The sequence below is a fragment of the Streptococcus oralis subsp. dentisani genome (genome assembly GCF_007475365.1).
Classification (GTDB): domain Bacteria; phylum Bacillota; class Bacilli; order Lactobacillales; family Streptococcaceae; genus Streptococcus; species Streptococcus mitis_AX.
Map to the genome: position 1 here is coordinate 93,272 of NZ_CP034442.1, position 18,001 is coordinate 111,272.

Annotated in this window: 13 protein-coding genes; all 13 read left to right on the plus strand. The window is 43.1% G+C overall.

All coding sequences use genetic code 11. The annotated features are described in order from the left end of the window. The first annotated feature begins 11 nt into the window (after window positions 1-11). The 13 genes from EJF26_RS00540 to EJF26_RS00605 all read left to right on the plus strand — a co-directional run bounded on the left by EJF26_RS00540 (window position 12) and on the right by EJF26_RS00605 (window position 17,879). Window positions 12-302 (plus strand): hypothetical protein, encoded by a 291-nt coding sequence (locus EJF26_RS00540; protein ID WP_000472761.1) that lies wholly within the window; start codon window positions 12-14, stop codon window positions 300-302. Between the two features lie 160 nt (window positions 303-462). Continuing rightward, complete coding sequence (gene secA / locus EJF26_RS00545; protein WP_001274104.1) at window positions 463-2,976, plus strand: preprotein translocase subunit SecA; 2,514 nt, start codon at window positions 463-465, stop codon at window positions 2,974-2,976. A 79-nt stretch (window positions 2,977-3,055) separates the two neighbouring features. After that, the gene (locus tag EJF26_RS00550; RefSeq protein ID WP_000232184.1) at window positions 3,056-4,087 is read left to right on the plus strand and encodes a 3-deoxy-7-phosphoheptulonate synthase; all 1,032 of its coding nucleotides are present in this window, start codon (window positions 3,056-3,058) and stop codon (window positions 4,085-4,087) included. Between the two features lies 1 nt (window position 4,088). Next, complete coding sequence (locus EJF26_RS00555) at window positions 4,089-5,120, plus strand: 3-deoxy-7-phosphoheptulonate synthase (protein ID WP_000864025.1); 1,032 nt, start codon at window positions 4,089-4,091, stop codon at window positions 5,118-5,120. 45 nt (window positions 5,121-5,165) lie between these two features. Beyond that, a complete protein-coding gene (gene acpS, locus EJF26_RS00560; RefSeq protein ID WP_025168942.1) occupies window positions 5,166-5,528 on the plus strand; it encodes a holo-ACP synthase in 363 nt (120 codons plus the stop codon). Then, window positions 5,518-6,621, plus strand: a complete 1,104-nt coding sequence (alr, locus tag EJF26_RS00565) for an alanine racemase (RefSeq protein WP_000648060.1) — start codon at window positions 5,518-5,520, stop codon at window positions 6,619-6,621. Before acpS ends, alr begins: the two co-directional genes overlap by 11 nt. A gap of 18 nt (window positions 6,622-6,639) precedes the next feature. Continuing rightward, window positions 6,640-8,655, plus strand: a complete 2,016-nt coding sequence (gene recG, locus EJF26_RS00570) for an ATP-dependent DNA helicase RecG (protein ID WP_001048725.1) — start codon at window positions 6,640-6,642, stop codon at window positions 8,653-8,655. Between the two features lie 317 nt (window positions 8,656-8,972). Continuing rightward, window positions 8,973-9,956 carry an acetylxylan esterase gene (locus tag EJF26_RS00580; protein WP_000795093.1) on the plus strand — a complete coding sequence of 328 codons (984 nt, stop codon included), beginning with the start codon at window positions 8,973-8,975 and terminating at the stop codon, window positions 9,954-9,956. 328 nt (window positions 9,957-10,284) lie between these two features. Continuing rightward, entirely contained in the window at window positions 10,285-13,551 is a 3,267-nt protein-coding gene (locus EJF26_RS00585; protein ID WP_001108140.1) for an SIALI-17 repeat-containing surface protein, read from the plus strand. 245 nt (window positions 13,552-13,796) lie between these two features. After that, the gene (locus EJF26_RS00590; protein ID WP_001135647.1) at window positions 13,797-14,495 is read left to right on the plus strand and encodes an N-acetylmannosamine-6-phosphate 2-epimerase; all 699 of its coding nucleotides are present in this window, start codon (window positions 13,797-13,799) and stop codon (window positions 14,493-14,495) included. A gap of 114 nt (window positions 14,496-14,609) precedes the next feature. Continuing rightward, window positions 14,610-15,938, plus strand: coding sequence for an ABC transporter substrate-binding protein (locus tag EJF26_RS00595; RefSeq protein WP_000672109.1), 1,329 nt, complete (start codon window positions 14,610-14,612; stop codon window positions 15,936-15,938). A 219-nt stretch (window positions 15,939-16,157) separates the two neighbouring features. Further along, on the plus strand, window positions 16,158-17,024 hold the full coding sequence (locus EJF26_RS00600; RefSeq protein ID WP_080563331.1) for a carbohydrate ABC transporter permease: 867 nt from the start codon (window positions 16,158-16,160) through the stop codon (window positions 17,022-17,024). 15 nt (window positions 17,025-17,039) lie between these two features. Next, the gene (locus tag EJF26_RS00605; RefSeq protein ID WP_001183243.1) at window positions 17,040-17,879 is read left to right on the plus strand and encodes a carbohydrate ABC transporter permease; all 840 of its coding nucleotides are present in this window, start codon (window positions 17,040-17,042) and stop codon (window positions 17,877-17,879) included. Window positions 17,880-18,001: the final 122 nt, after the last annotated feature.

Below are 18,001 nucleotides of genomic sequence, written 5' to 3' on the forward strand. Positions count from 1 at the left end.
AGGAGGTTCCGATGTTCAAAATAAAGCAGTTCATTCATCAATACTACAAAACCTACATTCTTACGATTTGCTTGTTATGGCTGCTGAGCTTTTGTCTTCCATGGGATTTGCAAATAGGAGGAGTTTCGGTTTATTTCTTCATCATGAAAAAACTCTTTGTCGTCTTTGGTGTATTGGCAATCTTTTTCTCAGCACTGACTAAAAAGATGAGTCTCTTCCTCTTTGGAGTGCTATTTTGCATGGCCTTCTGGATCAATCTTTTCCTGATTTTTGGAATTTTGCCAGCTCTGCTTGGCAATTAAATTTTTGTGTGAAATGTAGTCCATAAAAAGCTAAGAGGCTGACCTAGAAGTCAGCCTCTTTTCCCTGTTGAAACGCGGATTCTTTCTTGAAAATTAAGAGTAAATGTGCTAGAATTAAAAGAACATTCTAAAATATTCAGAATCTAAAGTAAGGAAAATAATGGCTAATATTTTAAAAACGATTATCGAAAATGATAAAGGAGAACTTCGTCGTCTGGAAAAGATGGCAGACAAGGTTCTCAAATATGAAGATCAGATGGTAGCCTTGACGGATGACCAGCTAAAAGCAAAAACAGATGAATTTAAGGAACGTTACAATAAGGGTGAATCGCTGGATTCATTGCTCTATGAGGCTTTTGCGGTAGTACGTGAAGCTGCCAAGCGTGTTCTTGGACTTTTCCCATATAAAGTTCAGGTCATGGGTGGGATTGTCCTCCACCATGGAGATGTGCCAGAAATGCGTACAGGTGAAGGGAAAACCTTGACAGCGACGATGCCTGTATACCTCAATGCCCTTGCAGGTGAAGGGGTTCACGTAGTAACAGTCAACGAGTATCTAACGGAACGTGATGCGACTGAGATGGGTGAATTGTACTCATGGCTTGGTTTGTCAGTAGGGATTAATTTGGCTGCTAAGTCACCAATGGAGAAGAAAGAAGCCTATCTTTGCGATATCACCTACTCAACCAACTCAGAGATTGGTTTCGACTACCTTCGTGACAACATGGTTGTTCGGGCAGAAAACATGGTACAGCGTCCGCTCAACTATGCTTTGGTCGATGAGGTTGACTCGATCTTGATTGATGAAGCTCGTACTCCTTTGATCGTTTCAGGAGCCAATGCTGTGGAAACTAGTCAGCTGTATCATATGGCGGATCACTTTGTCAAATCTTTGGACAAAGATGACTATATCATCGACATTCAGTCTAAGACTATTGGTTTGTCTGATTCAGGGATTGATAAGGCTGAAAGCTACTTCAAACTGGAAAATCTCTACGATATTGAAAATGTGGCTCTTACTCACTTTATCGACAATGCCCTCCGTGCCAACTATATCATGATTCTTGATATTGACTATGTGGTTAGTGAAGAGCAAGAAATCCTGATCGTCGATCAATTTACAGGTCGTACCATGGAAGGTCGCCGTTACTCTGATGGCTTGCACCAGGCGATTGAAGCCAAGGAAGGTGTGCCAATCCAAGACGAAACTAAGACTTCAGCTTCTATCACCTACCAAAACCTCTTCCGTATGTATAAGAAATTGGCAGGTATGACAGGTACTGGTAAAACAGAAGAAGAAGAATTCCGCGAAATTTACAACATTCGTGTTATCCCAATCCCAACCAACCGTCCAATTCAACGTATCGACCACTCAGACCTTCTCTATGCTAGCCTTGATGCAAAATTCAAGGCCGTGGTTGAAGATGTGAAGGCACGTTATCAAAAGGGTCAGCCAGTCTTGGTAGGTACTGTTGCCGTTGAAACGAGTGATTTCCTTTCTAAGAAATTGGTCGAAGCAGGTGTTCCTCACGAAGTCTTGAATGCGAAAAACCACTACAGAGAAGCTCAAATCATCATGAATGCTGGTCAGCGTGGTGCGATTACCATCGCAACCAATATGGCCGGTCGTGGTACCGACATTAAGCTTGGTGAAGGGGTTCGTGAATTGGGTGGACTTTGCGTCATTGGTACAGAACGTCATGAGAGCCGCCGGATCGATAATCAGCTTCGTGGACGTTCAGGACGTCAAGGAGATCCAGGTGAGTCGCAATTCTACTTGTCTCTTGAAGATGATTTGATGAAACGTTTCGGTTCAGAGCGTTTGAAAGGTATTTTTGAACGACTCAACATGTCTGATGAAGCCATTGAATCCCGTATGTTAACGCGTCAAGTGGAAGCGGCTCAAAAACGTGTTGAGGGGAATAACTACGATACACGTAAACAGGTTCTTCAATACGACGACGTTATGCGTGAACAACGTGAGATTATCTATGCACAACGTTATGATGTCATTACTGCCGACCGTGACTTGGCACCTGAGATTCATGCTATGATCCGCCGTACCATTGGACGAATCGTAGATGCACATGCTCGTTCAAAAGAAGATGAAAAATTGGAAGCAATCTTGAACTTTGCTAAGTACAACCTACTTCCAGAAGATTCAATCAGCCGCTCAGATCTTGCAGGTCTGTCAGATCAAGCCATCAAAGATGAGCTGTATCAACGTGCATTGAAGGTTTATGATAGCCAAGTTGCTAAACTTCGTGATGAAGATGCAGTGAAAGAATTCCAAAAAGTCTTGATTTTACGTGTTGTAGACAACAAGTGGACAGACCATATTGATGCTCTTGATCAGTTGCGAAATGCTGTTGGTCTTCGTGGATATGCCCAAAACAACCCTGTTGTAGAATATCAAGCAGAAGGTTTCCGCATGTTTAACGACATGATCGGATCGATTGAGTTCGATGTGACTCGTTTGATGATGAAAGCACAAATCCACGAACAGGAACGTCCTCAAACTGAACACAATATCAGTACAACTGCGACTCGTAATATCGCAGCGCAGCAGACTCAGCTTCCAAAAGATGTGGACTTGAGCCAAATCGGACGAAACGACCAATGTCCATGTGGATCAGGTAAGAAATTCAAGAACTGTCATGGTAAGAGACAATAATATGAGATAAGATACAGGCGGATACCTGGTGAAAATACATTTTTACTTGGTGTCCGTTTGCTTTATAAGGAGATGAATCATGGTATTTACAGCTAAAAGTCCTAAAATTAACATTGAAGAAGTTCGCGCCTTGTCTAAATTAGAAGGAGCGGCTCTTGCGAGAAAAAACCGACGTGATCAGGAATTGGAAGCCATCATCCGTGGGGAAGACCAGCGTATTCTCTTGGTCATTGGACCATGTTCATCTGATAATGAAGAGGCAGTCCTCGAGTATGCCAAGCGCTTGTCTAACTTACAAGAAGAAGTCAAAGACCGTATTTTTATGGTCATGCGGGTCTATACGGCTAAACCTCGTACCAATGGAGATGGCTATAAGGGCTTGATTCATCAACCGAATGCGACAGAAGCTCCTAGCTTGATCAATGGGATCAAGGCTGTTCGTCAGCTACACTACCGTGTGATTATCGAGACGGGTATGACAACAGCGGATGAGATGCTTTATCCTGAAAATCTTCCGCTGGTGGATGATTTGATTTCTTATATGGCAGTTGGGGCTCGTTCAGTTGAGGACCAGCAACACCGTTTTGTAGCGAGTGGAGCAGATTTTTCAACAGGATTTAAAAATCCAACATCTGGAAATCTCAATGTTATGTTTAACGGGATTTATGCAGCGCAAAATAAACAGAGTTTCCTCTTCCTCGGTAAAGAGGTGGAAACAACTGGGAATCCTTTGTCCCACGCCATTCTTCGCGGTGCCTTGAATGAATACGGGAAAAATATTCCTAACTACTACTATGACAATTTGATGGATACCATTGCCCAGTATGAAAAGATGGGCTTGGAAAATCCTTTTATCATCATCGATACCAATCATGACAATTCAGGCAAGCAGTACATGGATCAAATCCGTATCGTACGCCAGACCTTGATCAACCGTGACTGGAATGAGAAAATCAAAAAATATGTTCGTGGTTTTATGATTGAGTCCTATCTGGAAGATGGACGTCAAAATGAACCTGAAGTTTTTGGCAAGTCTATCACGGACCCGTGTCTAGGATGGGACAATACGGAAGCACTTGTTCGCGAAATCTACCAAACGCTAGGAGAATAAGATGGCATTTATCGAAAAAGGTCAAGAAATAGATATTGAAGCAATCAAGGCTGCGACCCAGTTGTCAGCTGAAGCCTTGCGTTATAAGGAAGCGCGAGATCGAGAGTTGGCAGCCATCATCTCGGGTGAGGATGACCGAATCCTTTTGGTGATGGGACCTTGCTCTTCGGACGATGAAGAAGCAGTGCTTGAATATGCTCGTCGCTTAGCAGACTTGCAGAAAAAAGTTGCGGATAAAATCTTTATCGTGATGCGTGTCTATACGGCTAAACCTCGTACCAATGGAGATGGCTATAAAGGCATGATTCATCAACCAAATACCAGCGAAGCGCCTAGTCTCATCAATGGTTTGCAGGCTGTTCGTCAGCTCCACTACCGTGTGATTACCGAAACGGGCTTGACGACGGCTGATGAGATGCTCTATCCGTCAAATCTCGTTTTGGTCGATGATCTAGTCAGCTACCACGCTGTAGGAGCTCGTTCAGTAGAAGACCAGGAACACCGCTTTGTAGCCTCTGGGATTGATGCTCCAGTTGGGATGAAAAATCCGACATCTGGGAACCTTGGAGTTATGTTTAATGCTATCTATGCAGCTCAAAACAAGCAAACCTTCCTTTACCATGGTCAAGAAGTGGAAACTTCAGGAAATCCCTTGGCCCACGTTATCCTTCGTGGCGCCATGAACGAATATGGTAAAAATGAGCCCAATTTCTACTATGAAACCCTCTTAAATGCCATCGATCGTTATGAGAACATGGGGCTTGAAAATCCTTTTATCATCATCGATACCAATCATGACAATTCAGGTAAGCAGTATATGGAACAAATTCGCATTGTTCGTCAAGCCTTGCTGAATCGTGACTGGAATGAAAAGATTAAAAAGACGGTTCGAGGCTTTATGATCGAATCATACCTAGCAGATGGTCGCCAAAACCAACCAGAGGTCTTTGGTTGCTCTATTACTGACCCTTGTCTAGGTTGGGAAAATACAGTAGCCTTGGTAGAAGAAATTTATACTACCTTAACAAAATAAGTGAAAAGGATGGAGTTGGGGGAATCTCAACTCCTTTTGATGAGAATGATAGTTGGATATGGAATTGACATCGAAGAATTGGCTTCGATAGAAGGCGCAGTTACACGGCACACAGGATTTGCTAAGCGGGTGCTAACCACTAAGGAAATGGAGCGCTTTACCAGTCTCAAAGGGCGCAGACAAATCGAATATTTGGCAGGTCGCTGGTCAGCTAAGGAGGCCTTTTCCAAGGCTCTGGGAACTGGGATTGGCAAACTGACCTTTCAGGATTTGGAAGTTTTGAACAATGAACGAGGGGCTCCCTATTTTAGTCAGTCACCATTTTCAGGAAAGATTTGGCTGTCGATCAGTCATACAGACCAGTTTGTGACAGCCAGTGTCATTTTGGAGGAAAATCATGAAAGCTAGTCCACATAGACCAACCAAGGCTCTGATTCATCTGGGAGCCATTCGACAAAATATTCAGCAAATGGGGGCTCATATCCCTGAAGGAACGATCAAGTGGGCAGTGGTCAAGGCCAATGCCTATGGACATGGGGCGGTAGCTGTTGCCAAGGCGATTCAAGATGATGTTGACGGCTTTTGCGTTTCCAATATCGATGAAGCTATTGAGTTGCGTCAAGCAGGTATAAACAAGAAAATCCTCATCTTAGGAGTTTCTGAACTAGAAGCTGTTTCCCTAGCTAAAGAATATGATATCACCTTGACAGTGGCAGGATTGGAGTGGATTCAAACACTCTTATCTAGGGAGGCAGACCTAGCAGGCTTAACTGTTCACCTCAAGATTGATTCAGGAATGGGACGGATTGGTTTTAGAGAGACCAGTGAAGCTGATCTGGCTCAAGACTTGCTCCAACAATACGGTGCTCGTGTTGAAGGGATTTTTACCCACTTTGCTACTGCAGATGAAGAATCAGATGCCTATTTTAATGTCCAGTTGGAACGATTTAAAACCATTCTGTCAAGCATGAAGGAAGTGCCAGAGCTAGTACATGCCAGCAATTCGGCAACGACCCTTTGGCATGCAGAGACTATTTTCAATGCAGTCCGTATGGGAGATGCTATGTATGGGCTGAATCCTAGCGGAGATGTCTTGGACTTGCCCTATGATTTGACACCAGCCTTGAGGTTGGTGTCTGCCCTGGTCCATGTCAAGACAGTTCCCGCTGGATCTTGCATGGGCTATGGGGCAACCTATCAGGCGGATAGTGAGCAAGTCATTGCGACGGTGCCAATCGGTTATGCGGATGGTTGGACACGAGACATGCAGAATTTCTCCGTCTTGGTAGATGGACAAGCGTGCCCAACCGTCGGTCGGGTTTCAATGGATCAAATCACTATTCGGTTGCCTAAGGTTTACCCTCTAGGAACAAAAGTAACTTTAATTGGCTCAAACGGTGACCAGGAAATCACAGCTAGTCAGGTAGCAACCTACCGTGGAACCATTAACTATGAGGTGGTTTGTCTCCTCAGTGATCGCATTCCGAGAGAATATTATTAAAAAAGAAAGGAGTGGAGCATGAATCTACATCAACCCTTGCATGTCTTGCCTGGTGTGGGGCCAAAGTCAGCAGAGAAATACGCCAAATTAGGAATTGAAAACTTGCAAGACCTCTTGCTCTACTTTCCTTTCCGTTATGAAGATTTCAAGACCAAGCAGGTCCTAGATCTGGAAGATGGCGAAAAGGCTGTTCTTTCTGGTCAGGTCGTGACTCCTGCCAGTGTCCAGTATTATGGTTTTAAGCGCAATCGTCTGCGCTTTAGCCTCAAGCAGGGAGAAGTCGTTTTTGCGGTGAATTTCTTTAACCAACCCTATCTAGCTGATAAGATAGAGTTGGGAGCAACCCTTGCCGTTTTTGGGAAATGGGATCGTGCCAAGGCTAGTCTGACTGGGATGAAGGTTCTAGCTCAGGTGGAAGATGACCTCCAGCCTGTCTATCGTCTGGCTCAGGGAATCAGTCAGTCAGGGCTGGTCAAGGTCATTAAGACAGCCTTTGATCAGGGGTTGGACCTCTTGATAGAGGAAAATCTTCCCCAGTCTTTGCTGGACAAATACAAACTCATGTCCCGTTGTCAGGCCGTTCGTGCTATGCATTTTCCTAAGGATTTGACAGAATACAAGCAGGCCCTTCGTCGCATCAAGTTTGAGGAACTCTTTTACTTTCAAATGCAGTTACAGACGCTCAAGTCTGAAAATAGAGTTCAGGGAAGCGGTCTAGTTCTGAATTGGTCGGAAGATGATTTGACTAGGGTCAAAGAAAATCTGCCTTTCCCCCTGACACAAGCTCAGGAAAAGAGTTTGCGGGAAATATTGGCCGACATGAAGTCTGACCACCACATGAATCGTCTCCTACAAGGGGATGTGGGGAGCGGAAAAACGGTGGTCGCTGGCTTGGCCATGTTTGCGGCGGTGACGGCTGGCTACCAGGCTGCTCTCATGGTACCGACAGAAATCCTAGCAGAGCAACACTTTGAGAGTTTGCAGAGTCTCTTTCCAGATTTGAAACTCGCCCTCTTGACAGGTTCCCTAAAAGTTGCAGAAAAAAGAGAAGTCTTGGAAACAATTGCCAAGGGTGAGGCTGATTTAATTATCGGAACTCACGCTCTGATTCAGGATGGGGTGGATTATGCTCGTCTTGGTTTGATTATCATCGATGAGCAGCACCGTTTTGGTGTGGGGCAAAGGCGTATTTTACGTGAAAAAGGAGACAATCCAGACGTCCTCATGATGACGGCGACGCCCATTCCACGAACCTTGGCCATCACAGCCTTTGGGGATATGGATGTTTCCATTATCGACCAGATGCCTGCGGGTCGAAAACCCATTGTGACACGTTGGATCAAGCATGAGCAACTACCTCAGGTGCTGACTTGGTTAGAGGGGGAAATTCAAAAAGGTTCTCAAGCCTACGTCATCTCTCCCTTGATTGAAGAATCTGAAGCTCTGGATCTGAAAAATGCCATTGCCTTATCTGAGGAGTTGACAGCTCATTTTGCAGGAAAGGCAGAGGTTGCTCTGCTACATGGTAAGATGAAGAGTGACGAAAAAGACCAGATCATGCAGGATTTTAAAGAGAGAAAAACGGATATTCTGGTTTCGACGACGGTTATCGAGGTTGGGGTCAATGTTCCTAATGCGACCGTCATGATTATCATGGATGCCGATCGGTTCGGTCTCAGCCAGCTTCACCAGCTCAGAGGTCGTGTCGGTCGGGGAGACAAGCAGTCCTATGCTGTTCTCGTTGCCAATCCCAAGACTGACTCTGGGAAGGACCGCATGCGCATCATGACAGAAACCACCAATGGATTTGTCCTTGCGGAGGAAGATTTGAAAATGCGTGGTTCGGGTGAGATTTTTGGAACCAGACAGTCAGGACTTCCAGAGTTTCAAGTGGCGGATATCATTGAAGATTTTCCAATTTTAGAAGAAGCCAGGAAGGTTGCCAGCTACATTAGTTCTATAGAAGGTTGGAAAGAGGATCCAGAATGGCGGATGATTGCTCTCCATCTAGAAAAAAGAGAACATCTGGATTAAGCTTTCTCTAAGGAAATGTTAAGCTAGCTTTTAGGATTATTTCTTATAATAGTGTCAACAAAAAGAAACGAGGACTTTCTCATGACTATAAAAGTGACCTACCAAAAGAAATTCCAAACCGTCAAACTAGAGAAAGGAGCTAGCACCTATTGATACACAGAGAGCGGAAACGTTCTCTTTATTTTTAAAACTACTTTCAGACGATAGGTTTGAGGAAAGAGAATCTAAAATCACTTTCTATTTAGCATTCTTTCTTGCATTGCTTTCCTAGATATGCTACAGTTGTGATAGCGATTACAAAACTAAAGGAGCATGCTATGAAAAATCCAGCTTTGTTAGAAGAAATTAAGACTTATAAAGGACGGGATGAGGTTCCAGAAGACTTTGATGCTTTCTGGGATGAGGAATTAAAAAAAGTTTCCACTCTTCCAGCCTACCAGTTGGAGGAAAGAGATTTCCACATTCCCCGAGTCAAGTGCTTTGAGCTCACTTTTGAGGGAACTAATGAAGGCAAGGTCTATGCACGCGTCGTCCTTCCAAAGACTGAGGGAAAAGTTCCCCTAATTTTCCATTTCCATGGCTATATGGGACGTGGCTGGGATTGGGCTGACATGCTGGCCTATACTGTGGCTGGTTACGGTGTTGTTTCCATGGATGTGCGGGGCCAGTCGGGCTATTCGCAAGACGGCTTGCGTTCTCCTCTTGGAAATACTGTGAAGGGGCATATCATCCGTGGTGCTGTGGAAGGTCGTGAGCATCTCTTTTATAAGGATGTTTATCTGGATATTTACCAGTTGGTTGAAATTGTTGCCAGTCTGCCTCAGGTAGATGAGGAAAGACTTTCTAGCTATGGTGCTTCACAAGGAGGAGCTTTAGCGTTGGTTGCAGCAGCGCTCAATCCTCGCATTCAGCAAACAGTTGCCATCTATCCCTTCTTGTCAGACTTTAGACGAGTGCTTGAGATTGGCAATACCAGTGAAGCCTATGATGAACTCTTCCGATATTTCAAGTTTCACGATCCCTTCCATGAAACAGAGGAGGAAATCATGGCGACTCTTGCCTATATCGATGTGAAAAATCTTGCCCATCGTATTAAAGGTGAGGTCAAGATGATTACGGGCTTGGATGACGATGTTTGCTATCCCATTACCCAGTTTGCAATTTACAACCGTCTGACCTGTGATAAGGCTTATCGAATCATGCCTGAGTATGCCCACGAAGCCATGAATGTCTTTATTAATGACCAAGTCTACAACTGGCTCTGTGGTAGTGAGATTCCTTTCTCCTATGTAAAAAAATAAGTTTAAGAGAGCCTTGAGCTCCCTTTTTATTTTCCAAAATCGAAAAGTACTTTCAGGAAACTTGAAATATTAAAATAGTTTTAAAAGTAGAATCTATTCTATATCAATTTAGCTATAAAGTTCAAAGTTTATTGTGTAATAAGGGAAAGACATTGTGCGAAAGGAGGAAAATTTCCGCTGTTTGGTCAGAGAGTAAGAGCAGTGGACGTTTGAAGAATGGGAGGTCTCATTCAGTCGGTTACTTTCTTTTTACTTGTTTAGTTGGAGGCACTAAAAATTTTAAGAAAAAAAGAAAGCGCTTTATTTTGTGGAAAATGAAAGGACAAATATGAATTACAAATCTTTAGATCGGAAACAGCGATACGGAATTCGAAAATTTGCAGTTGGAACAGCTTCTGTACTAATTGGTACAGTTGTATTTGGAGCAAATTCAGTCTTAGCTCAAGAGCAAGCCAATGCAGCAGGGGCCAATACAGAAACTGTCGAACCTGGTCAAGGTTTATCAGAATTGCCAAAAGAAGCGTCCTCGGGAGATCTTGCTCATTTGGATAAGGATTTGGCTGGTAAATTGGCAGCAGCTCAAGACAACGGCGTTGAGGTGGACCAAGATCATTTGAAAAAAAATGAGAGTGCAGAGTCAGAAACCCCATCCTCTACGGAAACCCCTGCAGAAGAAGCAAATAAGGAAGAGGAATCAGAGGATCAGGGGGCTATTCCTCGTGACTATTACTCAAGAGATTTAAAAAATGCTAATCCTGTCCTTGAAAAAGAAGATGTTGAAACCAATGCAGCAAATGGTCAGAGAGTTGATTTATCAAGTGAACTAGATAAACTAAAGCAACTTCAAAACGCTACAGTTCACATGGAGTTCAAACCAGATGCATCAGCTCCACGCTTTTACAATCTCTTCTCTGTATCCAGTGACACCAAGGAAAATGAGTACTTTACTATGTCGGTCCTTGATAATACAGCTCTTATTGAAGGGCGTGGCGTTAACGGGGAGCAGTTCTATGATAAGTATACAGATGCTCCTTTGAAAGTTCGCCCTGGACAATGGAATTCCGTGACCTTTACTGTCGAACAACCGACAGCAGAGTTACCTCATGGTCGAGTTCGTCTCTATGTGAACGGTGTCTTATCCCGAACAAGTCTAAAATCTGGTAACTTTATCAAAGATATGCCAGATGTTAATCAAGCTCAACTTGGAGCAACCAAACGGGGCAATAAAACTGTTTGGTCATCAAACCTACAAGTACGAAACCTAACTGTTTACGATCGTGCTTTAAGCTCAGATGAAGTTCAAACACGAAGTCAATTATTTGAAAGAGGTGAATTGGAACAGAAACTTCCTGAGGGAGCAAAAGTCACTGAGAAAGAAGACGTCTTTGAAGGTGGTAGGAACAATCAACCAAATAAAGATGGTATCAAGAGTTATCGTATCCCAGCTCTTCTCAAGACTGATAAAGGAATGCTGATTGCTGGAACGGATGAAAGACGTTTGCACCATTCTGACTGGGGAGATATTGGGATGGTTGTTCGTCGCAGCTCAGATAATGGAAAAACATGGGGAGACCGAATCGTAATCTCAAATCCTCGTGACAATGAGCACGCTAAACATGCAGATTGGCCATCTCCAGTCAATATTGATATGGCCTTGGTACAAGACCCTGAAACAAAGAGAATTTTTGCAATTTATGACATGTTCCTTGAGAGTAAGACAGTATTTTCATTGCCGGGGCAAGCTCCGAAAGCTTATGAACAAGTGGGAGATAAAGTTTATCAAGTTTTATATAAGCAAGGAGAATCAGGTCGCTATACGATTCGAGAAAACGGAGAGGTTTTCGACCCTCAAAATAGAAAGACAGATTATCGTGTTGTCGTTGACCCTAAAAAACCAGCCTACAGCGATAAGGGAGATTTGTATAAAGGGAATGAGCTAATCGGAAATATTTATTTTGAGTATAGCGAGAAGAATATTTTTAGAGTTTCCAATACCAACTACCTATGGATGTCCTACAGTGATGACGATGGGAAGACTTGGTCTGCACCAAAAGATATTACTCATGGGATTCGGAAAGATTGGATGCACTTCCTAGGAACTGGACCTGGTACGGGGATTGCCTTGCGTACAGGACCTCATAAGGGAAGACTGGTGATTCCAGTTTATACAACAAACAACGTTTCCTACCTAAGTGGTTCTCAATCATCTCGTGTAATTTATTCAGATGATCATGGTGAAACATGGCAAGCAGGTGAAGCAGTTAATGATAACCGTCCAGTAGGCAACCAAACCATTCACTCTTCAACCATGAATAATCCAGGTGCCCAAAATACGGAGTCAACTGTTGTTCAGTTGAATAATGGGGATCTCAAGCTCTTTATGCGTGGATTGACTGGCGATCTTCAGGTTGCGACCAGTCATGATGGGGGAGCAACGTGGGATAAGGAAATCAAACGTTATCCTCAAGTAAAAGACGTTTATGTTCAAATGTCCGCTATTCACACCATGCATGAAGGAAAGGAATACATTCTACTCAGCAATGCTGGTGGTCCTGGACGCAACAATGGTTTGGTTCACCTGGCTCGCGTTGAGGAGAATGGTGAGTTGACATGGTTGAAACACAATCCTATACAAAGTGGTAAGTTTGCTTACAACTCACTCCAAGAACTCGGAAATGGCGAATATGGTTTGCTTTATGAGCATGCGGATGGCAATCAAAACGATTATACTTTATCCTATAAGAAATTCAACTGGGATTTCTTAGCCAAGGATTGGATTTCTCCTAAGGAAGCAAAAGTGAAATACGCGATTGAAAAATGGCCAGGCATCCTTGCTATGGAGTTTGATTCGGAAGTATTGGTCAACAAGGCACCAACCCTTCAATTGGCAAACGGTAAAACAGCACGTTTCATGACCCAGTATGACACAAAAACCCTCCTATTTACAATAGATTCAGAGGATATGGGTCAAAAAGTTACAGGTCTGGCAGAAGGTGCTATTGAAAGTATGCATAATTTACCAGTCTCTGTAGCGGGCACTAAGCTTTCGAATGGAATGAACGGAAGTGAAGCCGCGGTTCATGAAGTTCCAGAATTCACAGGCGGTGTAAATGGTGAAGAGGCAGCTGTTCATGAAATTCCAGAGTATACAGGTCCATTAGGTACAGCAGGTGAGGAACCAGCACCAACAGTTGAAAAACCAGAATTTACAGGCGGGGTTAATGCTGTTGAGGCCGCAGTCCATGAAGTCCCAGAGCACACAGGCCCACTAGGGACATCCGGCGAAGAGCCAGCCCCAACAGTCGAGAAGCCAGAATACACAGGCGGAGTTAATGCTGTTGAAGCCGCAGTCCATGAAGTACCAGAGTACAAAGGTGGTGTGAATGGCGCTGAGGCAGCTGTGCATGAAATCGCAGAATACAAGGAAATTGATTCGCTTGTAACTCTTGCTGCAGAAGATTATACTTACAAAGCCCCTCTTGCTCAGCAGACACTTCCTGATACAGGGAACAAGGAGAGTGGCCTCCTTGCCTCACTAGGATTAGCAGCTTTCTTCCTTAGCTTGTTTGCAATGGGGAAAAAGAGAGAAAAGTAAGAGAATAATTATAATCATTTGGCTTTGTAAAAATAGAAGGAGATAGCAGGTTTTTCAGTCTGCTATCTTTTTCTTTCGGCTCAAGGTGTGCTAATAAGAAATTCTAAGATGTCTGAAACTACTTTCAGGATAGTCTGTTCTATAAAATAGTTTTGAAACTGAAATCTATTCCACTACAAACTATTGAAAGCGCTTAACAAATGATATATAATAAGCCCATAAGAACAAGAAAGGGAGGAAAGAGGATGCCACAGATTAGCAAAGAAGCCTTGATTGAACAAATCAAAGATGGAATCATTGTCTCTTGCCAGGCACTTCCTCACGAACCGCTTTACACAGAAGCGGGAGGGGTTATCCCCTTGCTAGTCAAAGCGGCTGAGCAAGGTGGAGCAGTCGGTATCCGAGCAAACAGTGTTCGTGATATCAAGGAGATCAAGGAGGTTACGAAACTCCCGATTATCGGGATTATCAAACGTGACTATCCGCCACAGGAGCCATTCATTACAGCTACTATGAAAGAAGTTGATGAATTGGCTGAACTAGACATAGAGGTCATTGCTCTGGATTGTACCAAACGTGAACGTTACGACGGTTTGGAAATCCAGGACTTTATCCGACAAGTCAAAGAAAAATATCCTCATCAACTCTTAATGGCTGATACCAGTACTTTTGAAGAAGGGCTAGCAGCAGTCGAAGCAGGAATTGATTTTGTTGGAACAACCTTATCAGGTTATACTTCTTACAGTCCAAAAGTAGATGGTCCAGACTTTGAACTGATCAAAAAACTTTGTGAAGCAGGGGTGGATGTCATCGCTGAAGGGAAAATTCATACACCAGAACAAGCCAAACAAATCCTTGAATATGGGGTGCGAGGCATCGTTGTCGGTGGAGCGATTACTAGACCAAAAGAGATTACGGAGCGCTTTGTTGCCGGTCTTAAATAACACAATCTCAAAAAAGAGGAGAGTGGTCGATGCGTCGGATAAAATGAAAACGTATACAAATAGAAGCTTACTCACTATCCAATATGGACACGCTTATTAATTAGGAGAATACAAATGAAATTTAGAAAACTAGCTTGTACAGTACTTGCAGGTGCTGCGATTCTTGGCCTTGCTGCTTGTGGGAATTCTGGTGGAAGTAAAGATGCTGGAAAATCTGGTAGCGATAGCGGAAAAACAGAAATCACTTGGTGGGCATTCCCAGTCTTCACACAAGAAAAAACTGGCGATGGTGTTGGAACTTATGAAAAATCAATCATCGAAGCTTTTGAAAAAGCAAATCCAGATGTAAAAGTGAAATTGGAAACCATCGACTTCAAGTCAGGTCCAGAAAAGATCACAACAGCTATCGAAGCAGGAACAGCGCCAGACGTACTCTTTGACGCACCAGGGCGTATCATTCAATACGGTAAAAACGGTAAATTGGCTGAGTTGAACGACCTCTTCACAGACGAATTTGTCAAAGATGTGAACAACGAAAACATCGTACAAGCAAGTAAGGCTGGAGACAAAGCTTACATGTATCCAATCAGTTCAGCTCCATTCTACATGGCAATGAACAAGAAAATGTTGGAAGATGCTGGAGTTGCAAACCTTGTAAAAGAAGGTTGGACAACTGATGACTTTGAAAAAGTTTTGAAAGCGCTTAAAGATAAAGGGTATACACCAGGTTCATTGTTCAGTTCTGGTCAAGGGGGAGACCAAGGAACACGTGCCTTCATCGCAAACCTTTATGGCGGTTCTGTAACAGATAAAGATGTAACCAAATATACAACTGACGATCCTAAATTCGTCAAAGGTCTTGAAAAAGCTGCTAGCTGGATCAAAGACGGTTTGTTGAACAATGGTTCACAATTTGACGGTGGAGCAGACATCCAAAACTTTGCCAACGGTCAAACTTCATACACAATCCTTTGGGCACCAGCTCAAAACGGTATCCAAGCTAAACTCTTGGAAGCAAGTAAGGTAGACGTGGTAGAAGTGCCATTCCCATCAGACTCTGGTAAACCATCTCTTGAATACCTTGTAAACGGATTTGCAGTATTTAACAACAAAGACGACAAGAAAGTCGCAGCAGCTAAGAAATTCGTTCAATTCATCGCAGATGACAAAGAATGGGGTCCTAAAGACGTTGTTCGTACAGGTGCCTTCCCAGTTCGTACATCATTTGGCAAACTTTATGATGACAAACGTATGGAAACAATCAGCAGCTGGACTAAATACTACTCACCATACTATAACACAATCGATGGATTTGCTGAAATGAGAACACTTTGGTTCCCAATGTTGCAATCTGTGTCAAATGGTGACGAAAAACCAGCGGATGCTTTGAAAGCCTTCACTGAAAAAGCTAACGAAACCATCAAAAAAGCTACAAAACAATAAGCACTAAGTCAGATTGATTCCCCCCTTTTCCCTGTGCACTATGGTGTAAGAAAAGGGGGACTTTTGTTTGAAATAGTAGGAACTGTCACGAAATTAAAATGAAGTTCTTACATAAGCGAATCTTAAAAAATTTCATTTTGGTTTTAAAACAGTTCAAGAAAATCAAAAACTATTCTATTTGAAAGAGAGGTGCCGACTGTGAAAGTCAATAAAATTCGTATGCGGGAAACAGTGATTTCCTACGCTTTCCTAGCACCAGTGTTATTCTTCTTTGTCATCTTTGTCTTGGCTCCTATGATTATGGGATTCATTACAAGTTTCTTTAACTACTCCATGACTAAATTTGAGTTTGTAGGCTTTGACAACTACATTCGCATGTTTAAAGACCCTGTCTTTATGAAGTCTTTGATCAATACCGTTATCCTGGTTATTGGATCTGTTCCGATTGTGGTTCTCTTCTCGCTCTTTGTAGCATCTCAAACCTATCATCAAAATGCCATTGCCCGTTCTTTCTATCGTTTCGTATTCTTCCTTCCTGTAGTTACAGGTAGTGTTGCCGTAACGGTTGTATGGAAATGGATCTATGACCCCCTATCAGGGATTCTAAACTTTGTCCTTAAGTCAAGCCATATCATCAGCCAAAACATTTCTTGGTTGGGAGATAAAAACTGGGCTTTGATGGCGATTATGATTATCCTTTTGACAACATCTGTTGGTCAACCGATTATCCTTTATATCGCTGCTATGGGAAATATTGACAACTCACTAGTTGAAGCAGCGCGTGTAGACGGTGCGACTGAATTCCAAGTCTTCTGGAAGATCAAATGGCCTAGCCTTCTTCCAACAACTCTTTACATCGCAATTATTACGACCATCAACTCTTTCCAATGTTTCGCCTTGATTCAGTTGTTGACATCTGGTGGTCCAAACTACTCAACAAGTACACTCATGTACTACCTTTACGAAAAAGCCTTCCAATTGACAGAGTACGGCTATGCAAATACCATCGGTGTCTTCTTGGCAGTGATGATTGCCATTGTCAGCTTTGCTCAATTCAAGATCCTCGGAAACGACGTAGAATACTAAAGAAAGGAGACAGTTATGCAACCTACACAAAAGAAACCTTTAACAGCTTTCACTGTTATTTCAACGATTATCTTGCTCTTGTTGACCGTACTGTTCATCTTTCCATTCTACTGGATCTTGACAGGGGCCTTCAAATCACAGCCTGATACCATCATGATTCCGCCACAGTGGTTTCCTAAAATGCCAACCATGGAAAACTTCCAACAACTCATGGTGCAAAACCCTGCTATGCAGTGGATGTGGAACTCTGTATTTATCTCATTGGTAACCATGTTCCTAGTTTGTGCAACCTCTTCTCTAGCAGGTTATGTCTTGGCTAAGAAACGTTTCTATGGTCAACGCATCCTCTTTGCAGTCTTTATCGCTGCCATGGCTCTTCCAAAACAAGTTGTCCTTGTACCATTAGTACGTATCGTCAACTTCATGGGAATTCACGATACACTTTGGGCAGTTATCCTGCCTTTGATTGGATGGCCATTTGGGGTCTTCCTCATGAAACAATTCAGTGAAAATATCCCTACAGAATTGCTTGAATCAGCTAAAATCGACGGTTGTGGTGAGATTCGTACTTTCTGGAGCGTAGCCTTCCCTATCGTGAAGCCAGGATTTGCAGCCCTTGCAATCTTTACCTTCATCAATACTTGGAACGACTACTTTATGCAGTTGGTTATGTTGACTTCACGTCAAAACTTGACCATCTCACTCGGGGTTGCGACCATGCAGGCCGAAATGGCGACCAACTACGGTTTGATCATGGCGGGTGCAGCTCTTGCAGCCGTGCCAATCGTAACAGTCTTCCTTGTCTTCCAAAAATCCTTCACTCAAGGGATTACTATGGGAGCGGTTAAGGGATAAGAAAAGTAAACTAGTATATCAAGGCTGCGGAAGTGGTCTTGACATGCTATGGAAATATAGAGTTATAAGTGTCTACAAAATGTTGGGTATTTTCTTGCCTTAGAGATTTTGTCAGACACTTA